The sequence below is a fragment of the Methylophilus medardicus genome (genome assembly GCF_006363955.1).
Lineage (GTDB): Bacteria > Pseudomonadota > Gammaproteobacteria > Burkholderiales > Methylophilaceae > Methylophilus > Methylophilus medardensis.
In genome coordinates this window covers 669281-693074 of sequence record NZ_CP040948.1, presented here as the reverse complement: position 1 = coordinate 693074, position 23794 = coordinate 669281, and the positions used below count along the sequence as shown (strand labels likewise).

24 protein-coding genes are annotated in these 23794 nt (G+C 51.1%); 5 read left to right on the top strand and 19 right to left on the bottom strand.

Features of this window, described 5'->3' with window-relative positions; genetic code table 11:
- Nucleotides 1-27 precede the first annotated feature (27 nt).
- Nucleotides 28-807 carry a ferredoxin--NADP reductase gene (locus FIT99_RS03350; protein WP_140002947.1) on the top strand — a complete coding sequence of 260 codons (780 nt, stop codon included), beginning with the start codon at nt 28-30 and terminating at the stop codon, nt 805-807.
- A 35-nt stretch (nt 808-842) separates the two neighbouring features.
- Here the strand turns inward: FIT99_RS03350 and FIT99_RS03345 are convergent, their stop codons facing one another.
- The gene (locus tag FIT99_RS03345) at nt 843-2258 is read right to left on the bottom strand and encodes a DHA2 family efflux MFS transporter permease subunit (RefSeq protein ID WP_223261267.1); all 1416 of its coding nucleotides are present in this window, start codon (nt 2256-2258) and stop codon (nt 843-845) included.
- Nucleotides 2259-2500: 242 nt separating this feature from the next.
- Between FIT99_RS03345 and FIT99_RS03340 the strand changes: the two genes are divergently transcribed.
- Both FIT99_RS03340 and FIT99_RS03335 read left to right on the top strand, forming a co-directional pair.
- Nucleotides 2501-3151: a tetratricopeptide repeat protein gene (locus FIT99_RS03340; protein ID WP_223261266.1), complete on the top strand. Its 651-nt coding sequence runs from the start codon at nt 2501-2503 to the stop codon at nt 3149-3151.
- 27 nt (nt 3152-3178) lie between these two features.
- Nucleotides 3179-3733: a porin family protein gene (locus FIT99_RS03335; protein WP_140002945.1), complete on the top strand. Its 555-nt coding sequence runs from the start codon at nt 3179-3181 to the stop codon at nt 3731-3733.
- 139 nt (nt 3734-3872) lie between these two features.
- Here FIT99_RS03335 and FIT99_RS03330 read toward each other — a convergent pair whose 3' ends face one another.
- From FIT99_RS03330 to FIT99_RS03245, 18 genes are all read right to left on the bottom strand, one after another.
- Nucleotides 3873-4805 carry a response regulator transcription factor gene (locus FIT99_RS03330; RefSeq protein ID WP_140002943.1) on the bottom strand — a complete coding sequence of 311 codons (933 nt, stop codon included), beginning with the start codon at nt 4803-4805 and terminating at the stop codon, nt 3873-3875.
- On the bottom strand, nt 4792-8241 hold the full coding sequence (locus tag FIT99_RS03325; RefSeq protein WP_140002941.1) for a hybrid sensor histidine kinase/response regulator: 3450 nt from the start codon (nt 8239-8241) through the stop codon (nt 4792-4794). The genes FIT99_RS03330 and FIT99_RS03325 overlap by 14 nt, the downstream gene beginning before the upstream one ends.
- A 189-nt stretch (nt 8242-8430) precedes the next feature.
- Nucleotides 8431-8994: a HupE/UreJ family protein gene (locus FIT99_RS03320; protein WP_140002939.1), complete on the bottom strand. Its 564-nt coding sequence runs from the start codon at nt 8992-8994 to the stop codon at nt 8431-8433.
- Between the two features lie 60 nt (nt 8995-9054).
- Nucleotides 9055-9708, bottom strand: coding sequence for an urease accessory protein UreG (gene ureG / locus FIT99_RS03315; protein WP_140002937.1), 654 nt, complete (start codon nt 9706-9708; stop codon nt 9055-9057).
- Nucleotides 9705-10388 (bottom strand): urease accessory protein UreF, encoded by a 684-nt coding sequence (locus FIT99_RS03310; RefSeq protein WP_140002935.1) that lies wholly within the window; start codon nt 10386-10388, stop codon nt 9705-9707. The genes ureG and FIT99_RS03310 overlap by 4 nt, the downstream gene beginning before the upstream one ends.
- Entirely contained in the window at nt 10381-10884 is a 504-nt protein-coding gene (gene ureE / locus FIT99_RS03305) for an urease accessory protein UreE (RefSeq protein ID WP_140004621.1), read from the bottom strand. The genes FIT99_RS03310 and ureE overlap by 8 nt, the downstream gene beginning before the upstream one ends.
- Before the next feature lie 2 nt (nt 10885-10886).
- Nucleotides 10887-12590: an urease subunit alpha gene (gene ureC, locus FIT99_RS03300; RefSeq protein ID WP_140002933.1), complete on the bottom strand. Its 1704-nt coding sequence runs from the start codon at nt 12588-12590 to the stop codon at nt 10887-10889.
- Nucleotides 12587-12895: an urease subunit beta gene (locus FIT99_RS03295; RefSeq protein WP_140002931.1), complete on the bottom strand. Its 309-nt coding sequence runs from the start codon at nt 12893-12895 to the stop codon at nt 12587-12589. The genes ureC and FIT99_RS03295 overlap by 4 nt, the downstream gene beginning before the upstream one ends.
- Nucleotides 12896-13058: 163 nt before the next feature.
- Nucleotides 13059-13361, bottom strand: a complete 303-nt coding sequence (locus tag FIT99_RS03290) for an urease subunit gamma (RefSeq protein WP_140002929.1) — start codon at nt 13359-13361, stop codon at nt 13059-13061.
- Between the two features lie 37 nt (nt 13362-13398).
- Nucleotides 13399-14265, bottom strand: a complete 867-nt coding sequence (locus FIT99_RS03285) for an urease accessory protein UreD (RefSeq protein ID WP_140002927.1) — start codon at nt 14263-14265, stop codon at nt 13399-13401.
- A gap of 44 nt (nt 14266-14309) precedes the next feature.
- A complete protein-coding gene (urtE, locus tag FIT99_RS03280; RefSeq protein WP_140002925.1) occupies nt 14310-14999 on the bottom strand; it encodes an urea ABC transporter ATP-binding subunit UrtE in 690 nt (229 codons plus the stop codon).
- Between the two features lie 41 nt (nt 15000-15040).
- The gene (gene urtD, locus FIT99_RS03275; protein ID WP_140002923.1) at nt 15041-15784 is read right to left on the bottom strand and encodes an urea ABC transporter ATP-binding protein UrtD; all 744 of its coding nucleotides are present in this window, start codon (nt 15782-15784) and stop codon (nt 15041-15043) included.
- Nucleotides 15781-17067, bottom strand: a complete 1287-nt coding sequence (gene urtC / locus FIT99_RS03270; RefSeq protein ID WP_140004620.1) for an urea ABC transporter permease subunit UrtC — start codon at nt 17065-17067, stop codon at nt 15781-15783. The genes urtD and urtC overlap by 4 nt, the downstream gene beginning before the upstream one ends.
- Nucleotides 17068-17178: 111 nt before the next feature.
- A complete protein-coding gene (gene urtB, locus FIT99_RS03265) occupies nt 17179-18096 on the bottom strand; it encodes an urea ABC transporter permease subunit UrtB (protein ID WP_140002921.1) in 918 nt (305 codons plus the stop codon).
- Between the two features lie 104 nt (nt 18097-18200).
- Entirely contained in the window at nt 18201-19439 is a 1239-nt protein-coding gene (gene urtA / locus FIT99_RS03260; protein ID WP_140002919.1) for an urea ABC transporter substrate-binding protein, read from the bottom strand.
- A 78-nt stretch (nt 19440-19517) separates the two neighbouring features.
- The gene (locus tag FIT99_RS03255) at nt 19518-19856 is read right to left on the bottom strand and encodes an FmdB family zinc ribbon protein (RefSeq protein WP_140002917.1); all 339 of its coding nucleotides are present in this window, start codon (nt 19854-19856) and stop codon (nt 19518-19520) included.
- A 54-nt stretch (nt 19857-19910) separates the two neighbouring features.
- Nucleotides 19911-21134 (bottom strand): formamidase, encoded by a 1224-nt coding sequence (gene fmdA, locus FIT99_RS03250; protein ID WP_140002915.1) that lies wholly within the window; start codon nt 21132-21134, stop codon nt 19911-19913.
- Nucleotides 21135-21175: 41 nt separating this feature from the next.
- On the bottom strand, nt 21176-22372 hold the full coding sequence (locus tag FIT99_RS03245) for a porin (RefSeq protein WP_140002913.1): 1197 nt from the start codon (nt 22370-22372) through the stop codon (nt 21176-21178).
- Between the two features lie 163 nt (nt 22373-22535).
- Here FIT99_RS03245 and FIT99_RS03240 point away from each other — a divergent pair, with 163 nt between their 5' ends.
- Both FIT99_RS03240 and FIT99_RS03235 read left to right on the top strand, forming a co-directional pair.
- Nucleotides 22536-23141, top strand: coding sequence for a hypothetical protein (locus FIT99_RS03240; RefSeq protein WP_223261265.1), 606 nt, complete (start codon nt 22536-22538; stop codon nt 23139-23141).
- 184 nt (nt 23142-23325) lie between these two features.
- A complete protein-coding gene (locus FIT99_RS03235) occupies nt 23326-23769 on the top strand; it encodes a hypothetical protein (protein WP_140002912.1) in 444 nt (147 codons plus the stop codon).
- The last annotated feature ends 25 nt before the right edge of the window (nt 23770-23794 follow it).

Sequence of the window (23794 nt, the reverse complement as noted above, 5' to 3'; positions counted from 1 at the left end):
CCTTGAATTCAGAAACCTATTCACCTCATGAGTAAAAAATATTCCACCGAGACGGTATTGAGTGTGCATCACTGGAACGATACCCTGTTCAGCTTCAAAACCACCCGTGATCCAGGCCTGCGCTTTGAAAACGGCCAGTTTGTGATGATCGGCCTGGAGGTGGATGGCTTGCCATTGACCCGCGCCTACAGTATTGCCAGCCCCAACTATGAAGAGCATTTAGAGTTCTTCAGTATCAAGGTGCCGAATGGCCCGTTGACTTCCCGTCTGCAACACTTAAAAGTTGGCGATCCATTGCTGGTGAGCCGCAAACCGACCGGCACGCTGATTACCTCTGACCTCAAACCGGGCAAAAACCTGTACTTTTTCTCGACAGGCACTGGCTTAGCGCCGTTCATGAGCCTGATTCAGGACATCGAGGTGTATGACCGTTTTGAAAAAGTGGTGTTGATTCACGGCGTGCGCTATGTCAACGAATTGGCCTACGAACAGTTCATCACCGAAGAATTACCAAATAATGAGTTCTTTGGCGAAGAAGTGCGTAATAAGTTGATTTATTACCCTACCGTTACCCGTGAGCCTTTTAAAAACATGGGGCGTCTGACCGACTTGGTAGAAAACGGCAAGCTGTTTACCGACATTGGGTTGCCTCCGCTCAATCCTGAAACCGACCGGGCGATGATTTGCGGTAGCCCAGCCATGTTGGTGGATACCGCTGCAATGCTGGAAAAACGTGGTTTCAAAGTCTCCCCGCGCATTGGCGAATTGGGTGATTACGTCATTGAAAAAGCGTTCGTAGAAAAATAATACTCGATTCGGCTGTCACCATTCGGTGACAGCCGCTACTCCCGTTTGGCATCTTTCATGCCGAGTGCGGCCACCATGGCCATCGCAAACACCACCGACAACAGCAAAAATCCCTGCGCGTAGGCGGCAAACGCATCGGGGGCGAGCACACGTTCGCGCCACTCCATAAAAACGGCCATCATGGTCACCCCAACCACCCCACCCAATTGCCGGGCATAACTGACCACGACCGATGATTGACCGAGCTGGTGCGGCTCCATTTCATGCAAGGTGGCCAAATTCAATGCGGGCAAAATGAGCCCCAAACCGATACGGCCGACCACGGTGGCTGTGATAATTTGCCAATAATGCACCTGCTCCGCAACCAAAGCAAAGCCCAGAAACGAGACGCCGAACACGATCAATCCGGCCAAGGTAATGCGGCGCGGCGAATACTGGTCGGCCATCCGGCCTGCCAGAGGGATGGTTAGCACCAGTGCCAAGCCTGAGGGCAGTAATAACAAGCCCGCATCGGTGGCAGAATATGCCATCGCATTTTGCAAAAATACCGGGATGAGATAGGTGGATGCATACAACCCAAATCCATAAGCAAATGCGACCAGCGTGCCCCGACTGAAGGTGGGACGGTTAAATAAATGCAGTTGTATGATTGCATGGGGTAACCGCCGCGCATGCCGCAGATAACACCACATAGACAGCACCGTCAGACTGGCTTGCCCCCATGTCCACAACGACATTAAACCACTATGGTGCAAGCTGGAGACGAACTCTACCAATCCAATGGTCGCGGCGGATAACCAGCCTAGGCCGGGCCAATCAAAAGGCTTGATCACGCGTTGACGAGGGGTTGGTAGCCATTGCCAAGCGCATCCAAGTGCGATGACCGCAAACGGGACACCCAACAAAAAAATCGCATGCCAGCCAAACTGGTCTAGTAGCCAACCACTGATCGATGGCGCAACGGCGGGGGTGAATGCAATACCCACAATCAACACCCCGGAGGCACGCCCTTGAATATTGGGCGGAAACAAACGCATGAGTGCCATCACCCCGAGCGGTTGCAAAACGCCAGCAGCGAGGCCTTGCAGCAAGCGAGCAATCACTACCTGTACGAAGGTATGGGCATAAAAGCCAGCCACACTGGCGGCAATCAACAAACATAGCGTGGTCATAAAGACGCGACGCAAACCGAACCGCTCCAACCACCAGGCCGCAGGCAGCATGCCGATGGTCATCGCTGCCAAAAACGCTGTCATGGCCCACTGCACATGGTCTTGGCCCAAATGAAACGTGTGCGTCAGTGCAGGTACGGCCACGTTAAAACTAGAGGTACAAAGCACACCCGCAATGGTGCCTACCCCAATAATCAACAGCACCATCCATTTATATTGCTCACCATAGCGCTGCACTAATGCCTCGAAGGTGTGCGACTGTGTTTGTACGACCATCATGACTCACTTTTTTGACCGGTGACGCCAAACCTTAGCATGCATTTTTTGCAGAGTCACCCTTTGCGACCCTGCAAAAAAAGCAGAGTTTAGCCCCATTTAAAACCCGGCTTCGCCTAGATTGCTGCACATTATTGATATAAATGATTGTTTATCAACAATAATATGCATTCACGTGGCAACTTGGCACTCTAATTGCAAAAACAGCTTCACTCAATTCATCCCTGTTTAATTTAGGAGTCACTGTGAAACGTTGGATGCTATACACCTGCTTAACTTTGCTGACACACGTCGCATTCGCCGACGAACATCTGGAAAGCGAGCTGAGCAACTTGCAACATGCTTGGGCGAAAGCGACTTATCAAACGACCAAAGATCAACAAGAACCTGCTTTTAAAGCACTGTCTGAACAAGCGCATCAACTCACGGCTAAAAATCCCGACGCCAGTGAAGCGATGATTTGGGAAGCGATTGTTTTGAGTGGTTACGCCAAAAGCATGGGCCCATTGCATCCTGTCAATGCATTAAAAGCGGCGGAACAAGCCCGCGATTTACTACTCGCAAGCATCAAAGCCAACCCGCAGGCGCTTAACGGCTCGGCTTATACCACGCTAGGCTCTTTATACTTTCGTGTACCCGGTTGGCCAATCGGCTTTGGTGACAAGAAAAAAGGCCGTGAGTATTTAGAAAAAGCGCTGCAACTCAACCCCAATGGCATCGATAGTAACTATTTTTATGCCGACTATTTACGTGCGCAAGGCGACAATGCGCAAGCGGTGACCTATTATCAGAAAGCATTACAAGCCCCTGCGCGCCCAGGCCGCGAAGATGCAGATGCCGGCCGTAAACTGGATATAGAAGAAGGCCTACGTCTGGCCCAGAGCAAACTTAAATAATAGCCACCCCACACCGGAGAACCGCACATGCGTAAGCAAGCGATTGTACTTTTAATCAGTAGTTTCACATGGATGGCGCCAATGCTCGCCAGTGCCGAGGGCTTATATGCCGGCATCAACTTAGGCATCGGCATGCCTAACTTAAAAACGCCCAATGGCGTAGACAAAGATAGTCAAACAGTGGCCGGGATTGTGGCAGGCTATCAACTCAACCGTTACTTGGCCGTTGAGGGCCAATATACCGGCATCGGCAAAGTCACAGACAACTTAAGCGGTAGCGCCAAAGCAGATGCTCTTAGCCTGACAGCGGTGGGTCGTTTACCGTTGAATGATGCCTTTGATGTCTATGGCAAACTAGGGGTTGCCGCGACCAAGAGCAAAGTGTCTTCAGATTTGAATGCTTACAACGACGCCACACACACCGGCGCCACCTATGGGCTCGGTGCGGAATATCACTTTGATCAAGCAATTTCAATGCGCGTGTCATGGGACCACTATCAAGCCGAGGTGGACAAAACGGCTGGCGGCAGTAAAAGTTTCGATGCCAATGTCACGAGCGTCGGGGTGATCTACGCCTTTTAATCCGCACCGATGATCGCGTAACGCGATCGCGCTTTTAGCCTTACCAATAGCCAGCGTGTTTACGAGCCGATGGGAATCTGTGCATCACTTTCACCAACAAGGCCTGCAATCGCAGGCCTTGTTGGTGGGTACTCGCCAATCAGAATTTGACTTTAGACGCCACCAGAGAAGCCGCTGCGGTGCGGGTCTCCACCCCCAGCTTTTGGAATACATGCTCTAAATGTTTATTAATCGTGCGCGGGCTGGTGCCTAAAATCTCGCCCACATCTTTGTTGGTTTTACCCTTGACGGTCCAATACAACACCTCGGACTCGCGCTTGGTCAGTTGAAACACTTTACCCAAAGACTCAATTTGCGCTTCGTCGGAGTATTCGCGTAGCACCACCACCCATTGCTCTTCACTGGTATTGGCCACCGTGAGGCTCAGTCGCGCATTGCCCTGATTCACACTCAGCGTTTGCATAGACTGCGCGGCAGAGAATTGTTGCATGCAACTTTCTAGCCACTGATAAATCATCGGCGGCAACGTTTGCACCGCGTTATAGGCTTCTTTAGCTGCCCACTCGGCAAAATATTGTTCTAGATACTGCTTGGCTAATGGTGTTTGCCACACCAGCCGTTTGTCGGTGGGCAAAATAGCAATCGTCGCCTGACCAAACGCATCCAGCGCAGAAGTGGCTTGATGCATTTTAGTGGCATTTTGCACATGCACCTTCAGGCGGGCCAACACTTCTGCCGGGCGGACGGGTTTGGTGACGTAATCTACCCCACCGGCATCAAACGCCATGGTGACGTGTTCAATCTCGGTCAGGCCAGTCATAAAAATCACCGGGATATGTTGCGTTTCTGCTGCCGCTTTAATCCGGCGGCAAGTCGCAAAGCCATCCAAACCGGGCATCATGGCATCCATCAAAATCACATGTGGCTGCATTAAATGGGCGACCTGCAATGCCATCTCGCCGGAGTTGGCCACATAGACCTGATAGCCGAATTCATCCAGTGCGTCATGCAGATAGGCCAGATTTTCTGGCACATCATCCACAATTAACACGGTATGGCTATGGCTGGTCATTTTGGGTGTACTCCTCAATCAAGCGTTGCAGTTTAGCAAAATCAAAGCGTTCCATGGCTTCTTGCAATGCAAAAATTAAATCTTGGTGTGGCGCATGTTCTTTATTGAGGGTGGCGATGATCTCGCGCACCCCTTTAACATAGCCCATGCGGGCAAACTGTGCCAGATTCTCAAGCAGCAAGGCAGGAATCGCCTGCACCATTACGCCGTCTTGTCCTGACACGGGCGGCACCACTGGCATCACTGCGCGTGCTGCCGGGCTATCCGCATAGCGCCATTGCAACAAAAGCTGATGGCCAATCCAGTCTAACACCTCATCGAGATTGACCGGTTTGACAAAAAAGTCATGCGCCGGGATTTTGGCCTGGTTATCGAGGTTACGGTCATACGCATTGGCGGAGATAATCGCAATCGGCAATGTTGCGTGATGCACCTGACGGATGATGTAGGCCGCCTCCCAGCCATCCATCATCGGCATCGCCAGATCCATCAGGATTAAATCCGCCTGTAACATCTGATATTGATTGACGCAGGCCTGCCCGTTACTAGCCTCATGCACTACAAAGCCCAGCGGTTGCAAAGCATCGCGTAATAATGCCCGGTCAGCCTCCTCGTTATCCACCACCAAAATAGTGCGTGGCGGACCTTCGTAGCCGATGCGTTGGCGTACGGCTTTTTTCGATAAATGGGCTGTTTCGCGAATCTGCGGTAAAAACAAACGAATCTCAAACCGGGTGCCACGCCCGACTAGGCTGTCAAAATGCATCTCGCCGCCCATGAGCTGTGTCAACAGCTTACTGATCGTCAGGCCCAGGCCGGTGCCGCCAATGCCAACCACATCCGCCGCACTGCCCCGCTCAAACGGTTCAAAAATCTTTTCTACCTCATTGGGTGCGATGCCGGGGCCGGTATCTTCAATATCAATGTGTGCAATTTCTCTGGCATAACTGACACGAAAAGTCACCCTGCCTTTGGTGGTGAATTTGACAGCGTTGCCCAAAATATTGACCAAAATCTGCATCAGTCGCTTGTGGTCCGCGCGCACATACTCGGGCAAGTTGCCAACTTGTTCAAAATAAAACGCTAGGCCTTTATTTTGTGCCTGAATTTCAAACATGCTCACCATCTGACCGACAAAGTCAGGAAAATGCAGCGGCTTGACATCAAACGCCATTTTGCCGCTCTCAATTCGGGCAATATCCAGCGTACTCTCGATCAGCGATAATAAATGCTCCCCACCGCGACTGATGGTTTTAATGGCCTGTTTGCGGTGCTCAGGAATACTGTCATCATTGGTCAGCAGTTGTGCATAGCCCAGAATACTGTTGAGCGGTGTGCGCAGCTCATGGCTGATGCCAGTGATATAACGACTCTTGGCTTGGTTAGCCTCTTCTGCCAATCGTCTGGCCTTTTGCAACTGCGCATCGGTCTTTTTATGGGACTCAATTTCTTCAAGCAACAAGCCGGTTTGCCGGTTTGACTCTTCCTGCGCCACCCGGCGGCTGGCAGAAGTGAGCACCAGCCACCAAGCCACAATGCCGCCTAAAAATAATAGCGCCACAAATACTTTTAAATAACCCGAGCGGAAATGCTGCATCAATCCGGGATAATCACGGCCCACGGTGAGCGCATCATGCAAGTAAATTAAACCGATGGTCGCGCCAAACAAAATCATGGCGATCACCATCAACAGTAAAAAGTGAGCCACCCCGCCATTTAAATGCGGCCACAGACGCTGTGGTAAAAACTTTTTGTTCAGCGCCTCCCACTGTGCGCTTAACCGCGCTTGCGGTTTACAGGCATCATGACAACGCGCATCTAAACAGCAGCACAACGAGCAGATGGCGCCGCCGTAGGCCGGGCAATGCGCCATGTCGTTCACCTCATATTCGCGCTCGCAGATCACGCATTGTTTTGTGGTCGACGGTTGCGAATAGGTCGGCCTTGGTCTGGCCAGATAATATTTGCCTTTGGTATACCAAGCGATCAGCGGCGACATTAACAGCGCCGTGAAGAGTGAAATAAAGGTAGAAAACGACTGTGCCAACACGCCCATAATGCCGGTATAGGCCGCGATTGAGATGGCTGAAGCGATAAACATGGCACCAACCCCAACCGGGTTAATGTCATATAAGTAAGCGCGCCTAAACTCAATGCCCTTCGGACTTAAGCCCAAGGGTTTATTGATCACCAAATCTGCCACCACCGCCGCAACCCAAGCAATCGCGATGTTGGCATATAGGCCCAAGATCTCCTCCAGCGCCTGAAATACATTGAGCTCCATCAGCACGATGGCGATCATGACATTAAACGCCACCCAGACAATCCGCCCGGGATGGCTGTGTGTCAGCCGAGCAAAAAAATTGGACCAGGCCAATGAGCCGGCATAGGCATTGGTCATGTTGACCTTGATTTGCGAGACGCAGACAAACAACGCGGTCACCGCCAGTGCGACCTGATGATTACTGAATACGTACTCAAAGCCAATCCAATACATGTGCGTAGGATTCACGGCGGAGCTGAGCGGCATGTCGCGATTGAATACCAGATAGGCCAGTAAGGCGCCCGCCAGCATTTTAAGCATACCCAAAATCACCCAGCCCGGGCCTGCCATCAATACACCGAGATTCCAGCGCCAATAGTTTTCTTGGTTACGCTCCGGCATAAACCGTAAAAAGTCGACCTGCTCGCCAATCTGTGGAATCAACGCCACGCCGACAGCGGTGGCTGTGCCAAACATCACCCAATTGAAATGCGCGCCTTCAGCCGAGATGCCGGCAAAAGTGCTCAAGCGATGCAACACCCCGGGGTCCATTTGAAGAATGGCAAAGAAAGGTAGAAACATCAATGCGATCCAGATCGGTTGCGTAATCATCTGGATGCGGCTGATTAGAGTCACGCCGTGGGTGACCAGCGGGATCACAATCAAGGCACTGACCAAATAGCCTATGTACAAAGGGAGATGAAAATACAGTTCTAGCGCATAGCCCATGATCGCGGCTTCGAGCGAAAACAAAATAAACGTAAACGACGCGTAAATAAACGAAGAAATCGTCGAGCCGATATAACCAAACCCGGCGCCACGTGTCAGCAAATCCATGTCGAGGCCATACTTGGCAGCGTAGTAGCTGATAGGCAAGCCGGTCAGAAAAATAATCAGACCCACCGCGAGAATTGCCCATAAGGCATTCGGAAAGCCATAATTAATGGTAATGGTGCCGCCAATCGCCTCCAGCACCAAAAACGAAATCGCGCCTAGCGCCGTATTCGAGACACGTAAAATAGACCACTTGCGGAAAGCCCGCGGGGTGTAGCGCAAGGCGTAATCTTCAATCGTCTCGTTGGCGACCCAATTATTATAGTCGCGACGAATCTTGACGATACGCTGTATCGGCTCGGCCTGGGGTGCCGCTGTGAATTCGGATGGGTTTGACAATCAACAATCCTTAAAAAGTCGGGACCGTAAGCGATAAAAGATGCCCCAGCGTATGCTAGAACCTGTGACTGAATCAATCACTACGTTAATTGACGTAGAAGAAACCAAAGCATGACATAAATAAAAAATGCGGATAACAAACTTATCCGCATTTTACCTTTGTGCGTGCAAACGGGGCTTACATTGAACTCAGGCCCAAATCAAACCAATACCGAGTAGCAACATGAGCGCACCGAGCAAACGTGATGCATGCGTTGCCCAGGACTGTCGCAGATGGCCAATTAGCCAACCCGCAACATGAAGCATGGCAGTGGCGGTGACCATGCCAACCAACGCAGTCCAATGGCTGCCTAACTCCAAGCCATGTAAATAGCCATGTGCGGCGGCAATCACAGTCACGCCAGCCCATTGAAGCGTGCGCGATACCGACACTTCGGAGAGGAGTAGCGCGCCCATCATCAGCACGCTCGCGGCTACCATGACTTCAGCAAATGACGCAGATAGCCAAGCCATGGCTGTCAATGCTGACAGTGCCATCACCAATACAAACAACAACGGCAATGGCCAACCTTGGCCTTGCGGGCGGCGTGCCGCCCAAATGCCCAATGACAACATCACCAGCAGATGATCCCAGCCAGTGAGTGGGTGCATGAACCCTGCCGCAAAACCTGCTGTCAGCCCATGCCCCGGGTGCGCCTCAGCCACGCCTGAGGCCACACTCGCCAAGATCCCCCACAGAATACTTTTTTTCATTCAATCTTCTCCAACAATAGTAAATTCGCCATGCGATGATTGGATCAACGCCTACAAAAACTACAACATCAGCCCGTGTTTTTCTATAAATGTCACGATCTCTTCGAGCCCTTGCCCACTTTTCAGGTTACTGAAAATAAAAGGCTTTTCGCCACGCATGCGTTTGGCATCTTGCGCCATGACCGCCAGCGATGCCCCAACCATGGGTGCCAGATCAATCTTGTTAATCACCAATAAGTCAGACTTGGTAATGCCAGGACCGCCTTTGCGGGGAATTTTTTCGCCGGCGGCAACATCAATCACATAAATCGTCAAATCAGACAGCTCCGGGCTAAAGGTGGCTGCCAAATTATCGCCACCACTTTCGACAAACACGATGTCCAGCGTTTGAAAGCGCTTGCTGAGTTGATCAACCGCCTCGAGGTTCATTGAGGCATCTTCGCGAATGGCCGTGTGCGGGCAACCGCCGGTTTCGACGCCAATAATGCGCTCTGGCACCAGCGCCTCGTTCCGCGTCAAAAACTCGGCATCTTCTTTGGTATAGATATCGTTAGTCACCACCGCGATGTTGTAAACCTCTCGCAAACGCTGGCAAAGAGACAATGTCAGCGCGGTTTTTCCGGAACCGACTGGCCCGCCGATGCCAACCCGCAAGGGCTCTTTATAGTCGGTGATGGCGGGGGTAGGTGTAGCAAATTGTGTGTGTATTTTCATGATCTAAATAACCTGCTGTATTGTGTTTCATGTTGGCACCCGGCGATACTCAGCAACGGGTTAAAGTTACTCAAGTCCTCATCTGGCAGCTGCATGGCCGCCGCGATGACCTGCGGCAGTTGCTCGCCAAGCGCTAACAAAATGGTCTGCCCAGCAACCTGGCCGAGCGGCACCGCTTTCATCGCAGCACTGGCCTGATTTTCTAGCCAACCCCATGCGTAGCCATGCAACATATCTTGTGGCGCAATCTGCCAATGTTGCGCAATCGCCGCATACAGGGTCGGAAAAGCCGGTGCGTCCAAAGTGTTCACCTGTGCGATCAACTGTGCAGACATCGGTTTTAAATCGTTTAACAGCCGCCGCAGCGAATACCCCATTTGCCGTGTTTCGGCCCAGCCTTCTGCGGTATCGCGCCCCGCTTGATAAAATTCGTCCCAAGCCTGCACTTGGTAGAGGTCATCCTGCTGCCAAGCTTGGTATAAGCGATAAAGCACCGGCAACTCAAAGCGCGCGTGATACACCTGCAAACTATCACCGATCCAAGCTTGCGCTGAAGCCACATCGGTGACGGTGCCGGATTCAATCGCCCACTCAAGTCCTTGCGAATAACAATAAGCCCCGACCGGCAGCAAAGGGCTAGCCAGTTGTAGCAATCGACTCAGCGCCAAGGCATCAGCCATGGAGGTTGCCCTGCCCTTTGGTGCGGGGTCGCAAAGTCTGTAAACCATCATCTTCGTGCCCATGACGATGGCCACCGCCATAAGCGCCCGCCTCTGGTTCAAACGGCGCGTGCACCTCACTCACTTGCATCCCCAAACCGAGCAACATATCTCTGAGCACATAGTCTTGCTCTAGGCGCAACCAGCCATCTCCAATTTGCAATGGCACATGACGGTTGCCCAGGTGATACGCTGCGCACATCAAGTCTCTCATGGTGGGGGCGATCACGTTGTACACGGGCTCTTGCGCCGCCACAATTTGTACCACGACCTTGCCATCTTCTGAGCGGATTAAATCGCCACCCCTTAGAATAATGCCACGTGACAAAAATAAGGCCGCCTCTTGGCCCGAGGCCAATGTAACGCGCAAGCGACTTTTTTGCCGCTGGTCAAAAGGCAGTTGGAGCGTATCGTCAATATGCCCACTCACGGTTAAACGTTCGGTTAAATGAATCATGGTTAAAATAGAAAGTAACGCTGCGCCATCGGCAACACTTCGGCTGGCTCGCAAGTTAAATGCATGCCGTCGGCCAGTACTTCATAGGTTTCGGGGTCTACCTCAATCTTTGGCATCCAGGTGTTATGCACCATGTCAGATTTTTTCACGTGGCGGGTGCCTTTGACCGCGACCAACGTTTTTTGTAAACCGAGGGCCTGTAAATCAGGGTTATCTAGTCCCGCTTGCGAAACAAACGTCACTGCCGTCTTCAGGCCACCGCCGTAGGCGCCAAACATTTGTCGGTAATGCACCGGCTGTGGCGTTGGAATCGACGCGTTCGGGTCGCCCATCGCTGCCGCAGCGATCATGCCGCCTTTGATGATGGTAAAAGGCTTCACCCCAAAGAATGCGGGTTTCCACACCACCAAATCGGCGAGTTTACCCACCTCTACCGAGCCCACAATATGCGCCACGCCGTGCGTGAGTGCCGGATTAATCGTGTATTTAGCGATATAGCGCTTCACGCGAAAGTTATCATTGCCCGCACCATCTTCAGCCAATGGCCCACGTTGTATCTTCATTTTGTGCGCAGTTTGCCAGGTGCGGATAATCACCTCGCCAACGCGGCCCATGGCCTGAGAGTCAGAGGACATCATCGAAAAAGCCCCAAGATCATGAAAGATATCTTCGGCGGCAATCGTCTCACGACGGATTCGGCTCTCAGCAAATGCAATATCCTCAGCAATCGCCGGATCTAAATGATGGCATACCATCAGCATATCCAGATGCTCATCAATGGTATTGACAGTAAACGGACGGGTAGGATTGGTTGATGACGGCAACACATTCGGATGGCTGGCGGCCTTGATAATATCAGGCGCATGACCACCGCCCGCCCCTTCCGTATGAAAGGTATGAATGGTGCGTCCCTTGAAAGCATCGATGGTGGTTTCAACAAAGCCAGATTCATTCAGCGTGTCTGAGTGAATCGCCACTTGGATATCCATCTCGTCAGCCACCGTCAGGCAGTTATCAATCGCCGCGGGCGTGGTGCCCCAGTCTTCATGCAATTTAAGGCCGATCACCCCAGCACGTACTTGTTCTCGTAGCGGCTCGGGCAAACTGGCGTTGCCTTTGCCTAAAAAACCCAGATTCATCGGGAACGCATCGGCTGCTTGCAGCATACGATGAATGTGCCAGGGCCCAGGTGTGCAAGTGGTGGCAAAGGTGCCGGTCGCAGGGCCGGTGCCGCCACCAATCATGGTCGTTACGCCAGACATCAATGCCTCTTCAATTTGCTGCGGACAAATAAAGTGAATATGGGTGTCAATGCCGCCAGCGGTGATAATCATGCCCTCGCCGGCAATGACTTCGGTGCCTGCGCCAATCGGAATAGTCACGCCAGGTTGAATATCTGGGTTGCCCGCTTTACCAATGGCGGAGATATAGCCGCCTTTAATACCAATATCCGCTTTAACGATGCCCCAGTGGTCGATGATTAAAGCGTTGGTAATCACTGTATCGGCGACTTCAGCGGCCAAGCCTTGACCTTGGCCCATGCCATCACGGATGACCTTGCCGCCGCCAAACTTTACCTCTTCGCCATACAGCGTGTAATCTTTTTCGACCTCAATCCATAGCTCGGTATCCGCCAACCGCATTTTATCGCCAACCGTTGGGCCGAACATTTCGGCATAGGCGCGTTTATCCATTTTAATACTCATTTTAAAGCTCCCATCACGCGTCCGGCAAAGCCATACACCTTGCGCGCGCCCGCCAATTTCACCAGTTGCACGGTCCGTGTCTGGCCTGGCTCAAACCGAACTGCGGTGCCGGCGGCGATATTCAAGCGATAACCATATGCCAATGCGCGCTCAAACGACAACGCATCGTTGGTTTCATAAAAATGGTAATGCGAACCGACCTGAATCGGACGGTCGCCTTTATTCGCCACATCCAGCGTGACGGTCTCACGCCCTACGTTTAATTCGATGTCGCCTGCTGCGACCTGCATCTCGCCGGGAATCATTGATTAGCTCCAAAGAGTCTCAAAACACACATTATTTAATCTTTCACGCGCACTGCAACAGGGTTGCGGCAAGCGTAGAGGGCAAGGCGCACAACCGCAGACAGTACCATCAGTACGGCAAGGGGGTGCAACACAGCCATCTGCGCTTGCCGCGACCCTGTCTTTAGGGGATGGGGTGGTGGACAGTGACGAGCTTGGTCCCATCCGGAAACGTCGCTTCCACTTGAATATCTGGAATCATCTCCGGGACGCCTTCCATCACGTCATCACGTGTAAGCAATGTGGTGCCAAAACTCATTAGCTCGGCCACCGTTTTACCATCGCGCGCACCTTCCATAATAGCCGCTGAAATAAACGCGACGGACTCTGGATAATTGAGCTTGAGGCCACGCGCTTTTCGGCGTTCTGCAAGCAAGGCAGCCGTAAAAATCAATAACTTATCTTTTTCTCTTGGGGTTAATTCCATAGGTGTTTTCTCTGACTAAGTGCGCATGCATCAGGCATTATGTATTCCAGATCCGAGGTCTGACCGCCTCTTTCTGATAATACCATGGCCGCAATAGCTGCCAGCATTGCTCAAAATATTGTCTCGCCTGCTGTGAGGCATTGCCGACGTAGCGGATGCATAACACCTCAGGCAAGGCGGTGATCCCGACATGGGCAGCCGGCACCACAATCTCGCGACAAGCCTGTAGGATCTGCGCTGGCACTGCACCTGCACACACGAGGAAGGTGCCGAACACTGCCGCATCCCGCAAGCCGACACGACTGGCTTTGACCAGCGCATCCGCGCGCATGTTTGCGCGCTCATTCCAGATCAGCTTACCTTGACGCGAAATGCGTTGGTTCAATTGATAGAGGCCGTGTTGCCAAGCCTCCTGTTGCGCTTGACGTCCCAGACACACGATATCCCAACAAGCCAGCGTGGCGTCCGCCGCCAGTGCGATGTCCGCCGCAAAGGCGACCTCAGCGGCATCAAACAAAATATTCTCTTGTGGCAGCCACTCTAACCCACTGCCGGCTTCAAGTTGAAATTGCAACGTTTGTTTGGCCAGTGCGCCATGCGCTTTGTACCATTTGCCCGCGCCTGGCGTTGTGAGCAATGCACGCGCGCCTTCGCCGACCTGCACGTTTAGTTGTAACGCATCACCGCCAGCCACGCCGCCAGGTGGATGCACAATCACCGCATGACAAACGTCGTCGCCTTCGGGGTGCAAGCTTTTTTGCACCACCAGCGGGCCTTGATGCAATCGGTGCGCTAGGTAAGCACGCACGCCCCGCTTGGCAAAACCAAGCTCAAGCTTGGCTTGCCAATGTTTGGCTGTGACTGGTTGGGGGAGCGATGCGATCGCAATTTTTAAATCATCCATAACGGCATCATGCCACAGCTGTTGCCTTTACGGGCAAGGCAGGCTTACACAGACAGATAACTTTTCACCTTGGCCGCGTCGACATTGTCGCGCGTGTCTTCATGAATAAAGCGGCCTTTGTCGATGACAATAATGCGATCTGCGACTTCCATGGTAAAGCTCAACACCTGCTCTGAAACAATGATGGTGATCTCACGCATCTTACGGATTTCATTTAACACTTTTGCGATGTCTTTAATGATCGAAGGTTGAATCCCTTCGGTCGGCTCATCCAGCAGCAATACTTTAGGATTGGTGACGAGTGCACGCGCAATCGCCAATTGCTGTTGTTGACCACCGGAAAGGTTGCCGCCCTTGCGCTTACGCATTTCATGCAGCACCGGGAACAGCGCAAAAATATCGTCTGGAATTTCGCGGCCTGAAGCTTTCTCAAGCCCCGTCTCAATATTTTCCTGCACCGTCATATTGGGAAAAATCCAGCGGCCTTGTGGCACGTAGGCCAAGCCTTTCATCACACGGTCGTGCGTAGCCGCGCCTTGGAGGTCAACCCCATCGACGGTAGCCTTGCTTGCCTTGCTGGGTAAAATGCCCATCAATGACTTAAATAAGGTCGTTTTACCCATACCGTTACGGCCCATAATGGCCAAGGTTTCATTTTTATTGGCTTTGAAATTCAGGCCATGAATCACTTGGCTTTGGCCATAACTCACCTGCAAATTTTCAATTTCAAACATGCTGTGCTCCTTCTATGGCAGCTTTTTAAAGACCATGGGACTTAATGACCCAGGTAGACTTCAATGACTTTTTCGTCGCTTTGTACTTTATCCATCGGCCCTTCGGCGAGGATTTTCCCTTGATGCAATACCGTCACTTTGTGCGCAATCTTCTTCACAAACTCCATGTCATGCTCAATCACGATCACCGAGCGGTTCTGGCAGATGCGGTTGAGTAAATCTGCGGTCTGATCACGTTCTTTGGCACTCATGCCAGCGACTGGCTCATCCAGCATCAGCAACTCAGGCTCTTGCATCAACAGCATGCCAATCTCTAGCCATTGCTTTTGGCCGTGGCTTAGCAATGCAGATTCCATGTCGAGAAACTCGGTCAACATGATGTCTTCTGCCACTTTACGCACACGGTCTTCAACGGCTTGCGTGCGCTTAAAGGTCAGGCTGCCAAACACGCCACGGCCTTTGGGATAAGACACTTCAAGGTTTTGGTACACCGAGAGATTTTCGTAAATCGATGGGTTTTGAAATTTGCGGCCCACGCCAGATCGGACGATCTCATGCTCGGAAAGCTTGGTGAGTTCGATGTTATTAAATTTAATCGAACCCGCCGTCGATTTGGTTTTACCGCAAATCAGATCCAGCACGGTGGTTTTACCGGCCCCATTGGGCCCCACCAGGACGCGCAACTCGTTTTTGTCGATATACATGGTGAGGCTATCCACCGCTTTGAAGCCATCGAAGGAGACGGTTAAATCTTCTACTGCCAAGACGAAGTCGGTATTACTCATGCTTCTGCTCCTCTCAATTTGTTACTCTCGATTGCAGCATTTGCATCTGCTTTCTTGCGGGTGACTTGCTTGCTAACCACCCCGGTAGAATCAGGGGTCAACGTTGGTTCAGTCATTGTTTCGGTAAGTACTGCCGGTGCTTCTACCTCAGAAGTACTTACCTCAGGCTTTTTTGCAGGGGCAACTTTGTCTTTAAACCAGCCATACTTGGTGGCGTATTTATCCCAGATACCTGCCAAGCCGCTTGGGAAGAACATCACCACAGCAATGAACAAGCCCCCCATCAAGAACAACCACATTTCAGGATAGGTTTCTGAGAACACCGTTTTGCCGTAATTGACCAACAGCGTGCCGTAGACAGCGCCGACCAGTGAGGCACGGCCGCCGACCGCACAAAAGATCACCATTTCAATCGAAGGCACAATCCCGACGAACGAAGGGGACATAAACCCAACTTGCAAAGTGAACATCGCCCCGCCCACTGCAGACAACATGGCAGCAAAACAGAAGATGAAGATTTTAAAGTTAGACACATCGTACCCAGAGAACCGCACACGCTCCTCTTTATCACGCATGGCCAGCAATAACATGCCGAATTTGCTGCTCATGATGTATTTAGAGAGGAAGATGGCGCCGAACAACAGCAGACCATTCACAAAATACAGGATGTATTTGGCAGAATCTGTGCGGATATCCCAACCCAGCATGGTGCGCAAATCTGTCATGCCGTTCACACCGCCGGTGTACCCTTGCTGACCCACAATCAGAATACTCAGAATCAAAGCCACCGCTTGCGTGATGATGGAGAAGTACACGCCACCGACACGGCGTTTAAACATGGCATAACCGATGATGTAAGCGAACAGTGCTGGAATGGTGAGCACCGCAAAAATGGTGAACGGCAGGCTTTTGAACGGCTCCCAAAACCATGGCAATGCTGTGAGCTGGTTCCAGTCCATAAAGTCAGGAATACCAGGCGTGGACTGAATTTTGGTGCTCAGTGGATCTGAGGCCTCAAGTTTGAGGAACATCGCCATGGCATAGCCACCCAAGCCGAAGAAGATCCCCTGCCCAAGGCTGAGGATACCGCCATGGCCCCACAGCATGACCAAGCCAACGGCAACAAATGCATACGTCAGGTATTTGCCGATCAGGTTTAGGCGAAAAATATCTACGCCCAATGGCAAGACTACGAAGATGATGGCAGCCAATACTGCCAAACTGATCACCCCCTCCTTACCACCCAGTACTGAACTGGCTTTCATTTTTTCCCATAATGTCATCAAGATTCTCCTCTGTTGATGCGTCGATTCTATTGCGTCAGGTGTAAACATTTAATACGTCTATTTACTTATGGCAGCATGGCAAATGTGTGCACACGCTGCCATGGCCTGTTACTTACGCAGTTTGGAGGCAAACAAACCTTCCGGTTTCATCATCAATATCGTGACGATAGCGAGCAACGTAGACACTTTGCCCATCGAGCTGGTCATAAAGAACTGCAGCACAGACTGGGCTTGCGCAATCCCGAAAGCAGAAGCAATTGTCCCCACAATACTGGCCGCGCCGCCAAACACGACAACCATGAAGCTGTCGACGATGTAGAGGGTGCCGGTGGTCGGACCTGTAGAAGCGATCGTTGTAAATGCCGCGCCCGCAATACCGGCAATGCCGCAGCCCAGCGCAAAGGTCACACGGTCAACTTTGGCAGTATTGATGCCCACCGCGCCCGCCATGGTGCGGTTTTGCACGGTGGCACGCACACGTAGACCCCAGCGGGATTTGAACATGAACATGTACACCCCAAACGTCACCAGCGCAGCCAGACCCATGACAAATACCCCGTTGATCGGAATATCGATATCAGGCGTTGGTTGGAAAGAGCCAAGCATCCACTCTGGCAATTCTGCACTCACCTCTTTGGCACCAAAGGTCGAGCGGAAGATTTGTTGCATGACCAAACTGAGGCCCCAGGTCGCCAATAAAGTGTCTAGGGGGCGTTTGTAGAGATGCCGGATCATGACAAACTCAATGAAATAACCGACGATAAACGCCAAACCAAATGCAATCAGGATGGCAAATATAAAATAATAATTTGTAAAACCGTAGGTGGCCGCTACTTTTGAGAGCATGACTGTGGTGTAAGCACCAATCGTCATAAACTCACCGTGCGCCATATTAATCACACCCATCTGCCCGAAAATAATCGCGAGACCCAGTGCCATCAGTAGCAACACTGTAAACATGCTCAGGCCGGAAAAACCCTGCATCACCACAATATTGCCTATCTCAGCCATCGAATAACCAAACATATCGGTCTCCTTTAAATGCTACTTCTCAAATAAATATTTGTTACTTGTGGCAAAGGGTAGCCGGATCACCCGGCTACCGCTTATACCATTAAGACAGGACTAGCTTATTGATAGCCTTTTGGAAATGGATCAGGTTTGATGTAACCAGAGGTGTAAACCACTTTAGCTTGACCATCTTTACCCCATTGACCGATACGCAGTTTGGTCGTCAAGTGATGGTTAGCTTCCACAGTCACAGAACCTTCAGGTGCATCTTTGAACTCGTAACCAGGCAATGCCGCTTGTACTTTGTCTACATCGAAGCTACCGGCACGTTCAACCGCAGCTTTGTACAACCATGGGCCCAGATAAGCCGCTTGGGTCACGTCACCGATCACAGCATCTTTACCCCAGCGTTTTTTGAATGCTTCAACAAATTTCTTGTTTGAATCATTGTCTTGGGATTGGAAATACTTCATGGCAGAGTAGAAACCAGCCAAGTTTTCGCCACCAATACCTAACACTTCATCTTCTGTTACCGAAATGGTCAGCATGGTTTGTTTGCTGGAGTTCAAACCAGCCGCGTTCAATTGTTTAAACCAAGCAACGTTACTACCACCTACCACTGCTGCGTAAATCACGTCAGGTTTTTTCAGTTTGATCTTGTTGATCACTGAACCGAACTGTGTATCGCCCAGCGCGATGTACTCTTCACCCACCACTTTGCCGCCCAGATGTTGCTCGATGTGTTTACGCGCAATTTTCATCGACGTACGTGGCCAGATGTAGTCTGAACCGATCAGATAGAATGTTTTGGCATTTTTCTCTTTTGCAATCCAGTCCAAACCCGCCAGAATTTGTTGTGTGGCTTCTTGACCTGTGTAGAACACGTTTTTAGATTGCTCTAAACCTTCGTAAAACGTTGGGTAGAACAGCAAGCCGTTGTCTTTTTCAAACACTGGCAAGGCTGCTTTACGTGAAGCTGAAGTCCAGCAACCCATCACAGAAGCCACTTTGTCTTTTTCGAGCAATTTTTTTGCTTTTTCGGCAAATGTTGGCCAGTCAGAAGCACCATCTTCTTGCACGATTTCAATTTTGCGACCCAAGATACCACCCATGGCATTGATTTGCTCAATGGCCAGTTTTTCAGCCTGAATCGAACCCGTTTCACTGATCGCCATGGTCCCTGTGGCAGAGTGCAGAATACCTACTTTTACTGTTGTATCGGTCACTGCCAAGCCAGTGGTGTTCACTTTTGCTGTTGGAAAATCCGCTGCAAAAGCGTGACCAGTGATGAGGCCAGCGGCCATCATGGCACCCAGCAATGCGCCTTTCATAAAACCTCGTCTGTTTAAGGTACTCATTACATCTTCTCCTTTATGGATAAATCAATTAAGTTAATTGCTATTGCTGCTTCAATCTTGTCGGTTGTCTGATCAGGCCTAGTGCCCGATCATCCAAGGCCGCGCTGTTTTTTTGGTTTGCATTTGCATCGCAGGTTTGCCGTTATCCGGGTTCACCTTGGTAGTGGTTTTGCAGGTATGTGATCCTGTGCAACCACAACTGGAGCGGCGTCCACTGCGAGGCTCATGCGCAGCTTTCTCGTTACGCTCATGTGCGGACCGTTGTTGCTTGCCCATGATGGCCAGTTTGGGCACGGATAGGATGCGCGGGCTTTCAGACCCACAACACTCGCAATCCGCTGGCAAACTGGATTCACTCATTTTGCGTAGCGCGGTAAACACACCACAACTGTCACACTCATATTCGTAAATAGGCATCTGTACTTTCCTTATGCAAACCGGGCTGTTAAAAACGTCGCCTTTAAAACTTGATTAAGTACTTGGCGCCACGCTAATGCCAGGTGGCACTTCGATCTTCGGTCCATCGGCATTTGGGCGAATATCAAATTCAAAGATCTCCGTCGGAATCCACAATGTTGCACAGGCGTTAGGAATATCGACGATGCCGCTGATATGGCCCTCTACCGGTGCTGTGCCCAAAATTGCCACGGCTTGTTCGCCGCTGTAACCAAACTTTTTCAGGTACTCAATCGCGTTCAGACAAGCCTGACGGTAAGCGACATGGACATCCAGATAATGTTGCTTGCCAGCTTCATCGACTGAAATCCCTTCAAAAATGACGTAGTCACGATAAGTCGGGGTAATCGGGCTTGGTTGGAAGATCGGGTTTTTGATGGCGTATTTTTTTACACCGTCTTTGATCAAGCTGACTTTAATATCCAGATAGCCAGCCATTTCAATGGCACCACAGAACGTAATTTCACCATCGCCTTGTGAGAAGTGCAGGTCACCCATGGAGAGACCGCCATCCTTCACATAGACCGGGAAGAATATTTTTGAACCCTTGGTCAAGTTTTTGATGTCGCAGTTACCACCATGATCACGCGGTGGCACGGTACGCGCACCTTCCGCCGCCGCTTTTTTGGCAGCGTCGCCAGACAACCGGCCCATGACGGCAGATTTAGGCTCAGGTGGCAGCGCCAGCGCAGGCACGCGGTCTGGATCGGTGGCAATCAACGCAGCTTCACGTTCATTCCAGGTATCCAGTAACTCACGTGATGGCAAGCAGCCAATCAAGCCCGGATGCATGATGCCGGCATAACGGACTTTCGGTACGTGACGCGAGGTGGTGTAGACACCGTGGAAATCCCAGATCGACTTGCTTGCCTTAGGGAAATGGTCGGTCAAGAAACCACCGCCATTCTCTTTAGCAAACAGACCGTTAAAGCCCCACTGCTGGTCGTCAAAGGTACCGACATCCAGAATCTCAACCACCATCAGGTCACCAGGCTCAGCCCCTTCGACACCGATCGGACCACTCAGGTAGTGCACCTGAGTTAAGTCCACGTCACGGATATCGTTAGCGCTGTCATTGTTACCAATTTGACCGCCGGTCCAATCCATACACTCTACGCGGAACTCATCCCCTGGTTTAACCATGGCAATCATGGGTAAATCTGGGTGCCAGCGGTTATGAATCTGACCGTCCTGTTCCCAGGGCTTTTTATCCAAATCCAACTTCACTATTGTTTTCATTACACTCATCTCCTTTGTGAGAAAGGGTTATAAGTCATTAATTAAAATTGCATTTGCAGGGCGACTTTGACGAAATTATCGCTTGAAGTAGCAGATGTATCTGTTTTGCCAACGGTAGCTGTAATCACAGAGTTGTATGGGGCAATGATGTAGTTAGCGCCAATCTCAAAACGCTTGGTGTCGTTACTGCCTCGATTATTGGTAAATGTTGCCGGACTAGTAGACCCATCAAAACTTGTTACACCATCTGCATCAAATTTTTGGTAGCGCACGATAGGCATAATCTTGCCCCAACCAACAGGTTCGCTGAACAAATAACCAAGACCTGCAGAGTAAGCTTTACCTTGCTCGCCCAAGAACACATTGTCTGTGTCATAGTAATAGTAGGCAGCTTCGGCTGAGAATGTGCCTGGCCCAACATCTTTTTTCTCTAACAAAAAGTCAACGCTGTATGATTTGTAGTCACCCGCCACACCAGAAACTGCTGGGGCAACAGCACCATCTTTTTTCATACGACCAGCAATGCCAATAGAAAGAATATCTTTTGCACCGAAGTAGTTACCTGTACCGTAATAGCCAGGTTCAGCATCCCAGAAGTTGTATTGCACACGGCCAGCATACATCAGGTTATCTTTAGTCGTAGAGGATTGCGACTGCGCACCAACACCACTAAAACGGAATATTTGGTTACCTTCAAAAGCACCAAATGAAACAGCCAAATGATCTTCGAGGAAACTTGAAACTACAGCCACACCATCATCACGACCAATCACACCACCATTCCATCCGTAACGAGAAGCGATGTTTGCCCAATAGCCGCCACCCATAGAGTAGTACGGACCTGCCATGTTGGCGCGGTCACTTGGGGAGAGGAAACGACCAGCCCAGATAGCAACTTCAGGAGTGACTTGGAACTGTACGTTGGCATCAATCACTTCAAAGTTACTGTTCGCGGAACCGCCACCAGACTTCTCAGTATTCAACATGCCTTTGATGTATTTGTTAAATGAACCCGACAAATACAAACGCGCACTGTCCAAGGTGAAATCGTTTGAACGATCTTTACCCCCATTAGAAGCATCTTCAACAGAGTTGTAACTAGAAATAAACCCAAAGCCAGCACTGATATACTTGTCCTCACCGAAACTAATCGTGGCACCCGCATTAGCCAATTGCGTACCCAACCCGCAAGCCAACATTACTGCAGTGTGCAAGGCACATTTTTTAATATTCATCATCGTAGAATTCCCTTTCTCGTTAAATTCAAACATCACAAGTCAACCAAAACTTGTGCCAAGCTTAACGAGAGGGTGGTGTAGGACAAATACGTCAATTTGCGTAGTGGCGATGGCAGTCAAACACCGCTAGACTGCACATAACAAATTGAACACAGGACAAGCAATGCGTCTTTTAACTTACGTGGTATTGAGTGTTTTCATCGCCGGTTGTGGCGAGGTTTCTTATAAGCGCGGCGGCTCACAACAAGATATAGATCGCGCCCATCAGGCCTGCCGCGGCACCGGTGATCAGCTCTCTGCCTGCCTGGCAGAACAAGGCTGGCAAAAACCGAAGGTGGATGCGTTAGATCCTTTATTTGCAACCATCGATGTGACCGATAACAAGCAGGCCAGCCAAGCGAAGCCAAGCCCATTCATCGAGTTACCCCCGCAGCCAGCCAAGACACCGACGGCGCCTACTGTTACAAAAACACCACAAACGCCAAGCACAGCCACGGCAGTGGCTGCGCCCGCTATGCCCCAAGAACCCAGCCCGAGTAAAGCGGTGACGGCGCACTCCACGGTAAACGATGGGCCTGAGGTGGTTTACGCAATCAATTCATGGTGGAAAATGGGCGCGTTTCCAAAGCAATTGCAGCAAGATCAGTCAGTTTGCGAGAAAAAACTGGGCCCAGACTATCTGCCGGATTACAAAACCCAACAATACAAACGCGCCTTTGTCGCCTGTATGCACGATGCGGGATGGATGGCAATTCGTAACATCAAATAATGCGCGATACACCGATGTGTAACCGTACTTCAATCCCTGATCGTCTTGTCAGCCTTTTCTGACAAGACGATCAGCATCCTAAGACTGTCACTCTCTAGCCTTGCTTAATAAAATCTGCCTCAGCATGGGGTTGCAGTGCCATGCGTTCAGCAACAGGGCTAAATCTTTTTGAGGTGACAACATAATGAAATATGGTTTGATGTGTGTGTTATGGATGGGCGTTTCGATGTCGGCAATGGCGGAGGGCGGCGTTGCTGTCAGTGTCGGGCAACCGGGCTTTTATGGCCAGATTGTGTTGGGGAATCCATACCCTGCACCGCAGGTGATTTACCCGCAACCCGTGATCATTCAACCGCCACCCGTCGCCGTCGTGCAAGCGCCACTCTATCTACGCGTCCCGCCAGGACATATGAAAAAATGGGGGCGTTACTGCGGCCAGTATGGTGCGTGTGGCAGACAGGTGTACTTTGTGCAGGATGGCTGGTATCAACATGTGTACGCACCGCGCTACAACGCCTATGCGGGTCGACCAGGCCCGGGACGCGGTGGTGACCATCACGCGCATTGGCATGATGACGATGATCACGGCCATGGGCATGGTCGCGGACATGGGCGTGGGCACGACTAAGCTCGTGCTGCTGACTGGCTAGCGA

What these genes read in the sequence shown, in the direction of transcription:
- FIT99_RS03290 (WP_140002929.1), bottom strand. Translation starts at nt 13,361, where the DNA reads ATGGAATTAACCCCAAGAGAAAAAGATAAGTTATTGATTTTTACGGCT.
- FIT99_RS03255 (WP_140002917.1), bottom strand. Translation starts at nt 19,856, where the DNA reads ATGCCTATTTACGAATATGAGTGTGACAGTTGTGGTGTGTTTACCGCG.
- ureG (WP_140002937.1), bottom strand. Translation starts at nt 9,708, where the DNA reads ATGAAAATACACACACAATTTGCTACACCTACCCCCGCCATCACCGAC.
- FIT99_RS03335 (WP_140002945.1), top strand. Translation starts at nt 3,179, where the DNA reads ATGCGTAAGCAAGCGATTGTACTTTTAATCAGTAGTTTCACATGGATG.
- urtD (WP_140002923.1), bottom strand. Translation starts at nt 15,784, where the DNA reads ATGAGTAATACCGACTTCGTCTTGGCAGTAGAAGATTTAACCGTCTCC.
- urtC (WP_140004620.1), bottom strand. Translation starts at nt 17,067, where the DNA reads ATGACATTATGGGAAAAAATGAAAGCCAGTTCAGTACTGGGTGGTAAG.
- FIT99_RS03320 (WP_140002939.1), bottom strand. Translation starts at nt 8,994, where the DNA reads ATGAAAAAAAGTATTCTGTGGGGGATCTTGGCGAGTGTGGCCTCAGGC.
- urtB (WP_140002921.1), bottom strand. Translation starts at nt 18,096, where the DNA reads ATGTTTGGTTATTCGATGGCTGAGATAGGCAATATTGTGGTGATGCAG.
- FIT99_RS03295 (WP_140002931.1), bottom strand. Translation starts at nt 12,895, where the DNA reads ATGATTCCCGGCGAGATGCAGGTCGCAGCAGGCGACATCGAATTAAAC.
- FIT99_RS03285 (WP_140002927.1), bottom strand. Translation starts at nt 14,265, where the DNA reads ATGGATGATTTAAAAATTGCGATCGCATCGCTCCCCCAACCAGTCACA.
- FIT99_RS03240 (WP_223261265.1), top strand. Translation starts at nt 22,536, where the DNA reads ATGCGTCTTTTAACTTACGTGGTATTGAGTGTTTTCATCGCCGGTTGT.
- ureE (WP_140004621.1), bottom strand. Translation starts at nt 10,884, where the DNA reads ATGATTCATTTAACCGAACGTTTAACCGTGAGTGGGCATATTGACGAT.
- FIT99_RS03345 (WP_223261267.1), bottom strand. Translation starts at nt 2,258, where the DNA reads ATGATGGTCGTACAAACACAGTCGCACACCTTCGAGGCATTAGTGCAG.
- FIT99_RS03330 (WP_140002943.1), bottom strand. Translation starts at nt 4,805, where the DNA reads ATGACCAGCCATAGCCATACCGTGTTAATTGTGGATGATGTGCCAGAA.
- urtE (WP_140002925.1), bottom strand. Translation starts at nt 14,999, where the DNA reads ATGTTTGAAATTGAAAATTTGCAGGTGAGTTATGGCCAAAGCCAAGTG.
- FIT99_RS03350 (WP_140002947.1), top strand. Translation starts at nt 28, where the DNA reads ATGAGTAAAAAATATTCCACCGAGACGGTATTGAGTGTGCATCACTGG.
- FIT99_RS03235 (WP_140002912.1), top strand. Translation starts at nt 23,326, where the DNA reads ATGAAATATGGTTTGATGTGTGTGTTATGGATGGGCGTTTCGATGTCG.
- fmdA (WP_140002915.1), bottom strand. Translation starts at nt 21,134, where the DNA reads ATGAAAACAATAGTGAAGTTGGATTTGGATAAAAAGCCCTGGGAACAG.
- urtA (WP_140002919.1), bottom strand. Translation starts at nt 19,439, where the DNA reads ATGAGTACCTTAAACAGACGAGGTTTTATGAAAGGCGCATTGCTGGGT.
- FIT99_RS03310 (WP_140002935.1), bottom strand. Translation starts at nt 10,388, where the DNA reads ATGGCTGATGCCTTGGCGCTGAGTCGATTGCTACAACTGGCTAGCCCT.
- FIT99_RS03245 (WP_140002913.1), bottom strand. Translation starts at nt 22,372, where the DNA reads ATGATGAATATTAAAAAATGTGCCTTGCACACTGCAGTAATGTTGGCT.
- ureC (WP_140002933.1), bottom strand. Translation starts at nt 12,590, where the DNA reads ATGAGTATTAAAATGGATAAACGCGCCTATGCCGAAATGTTCGGCCCA.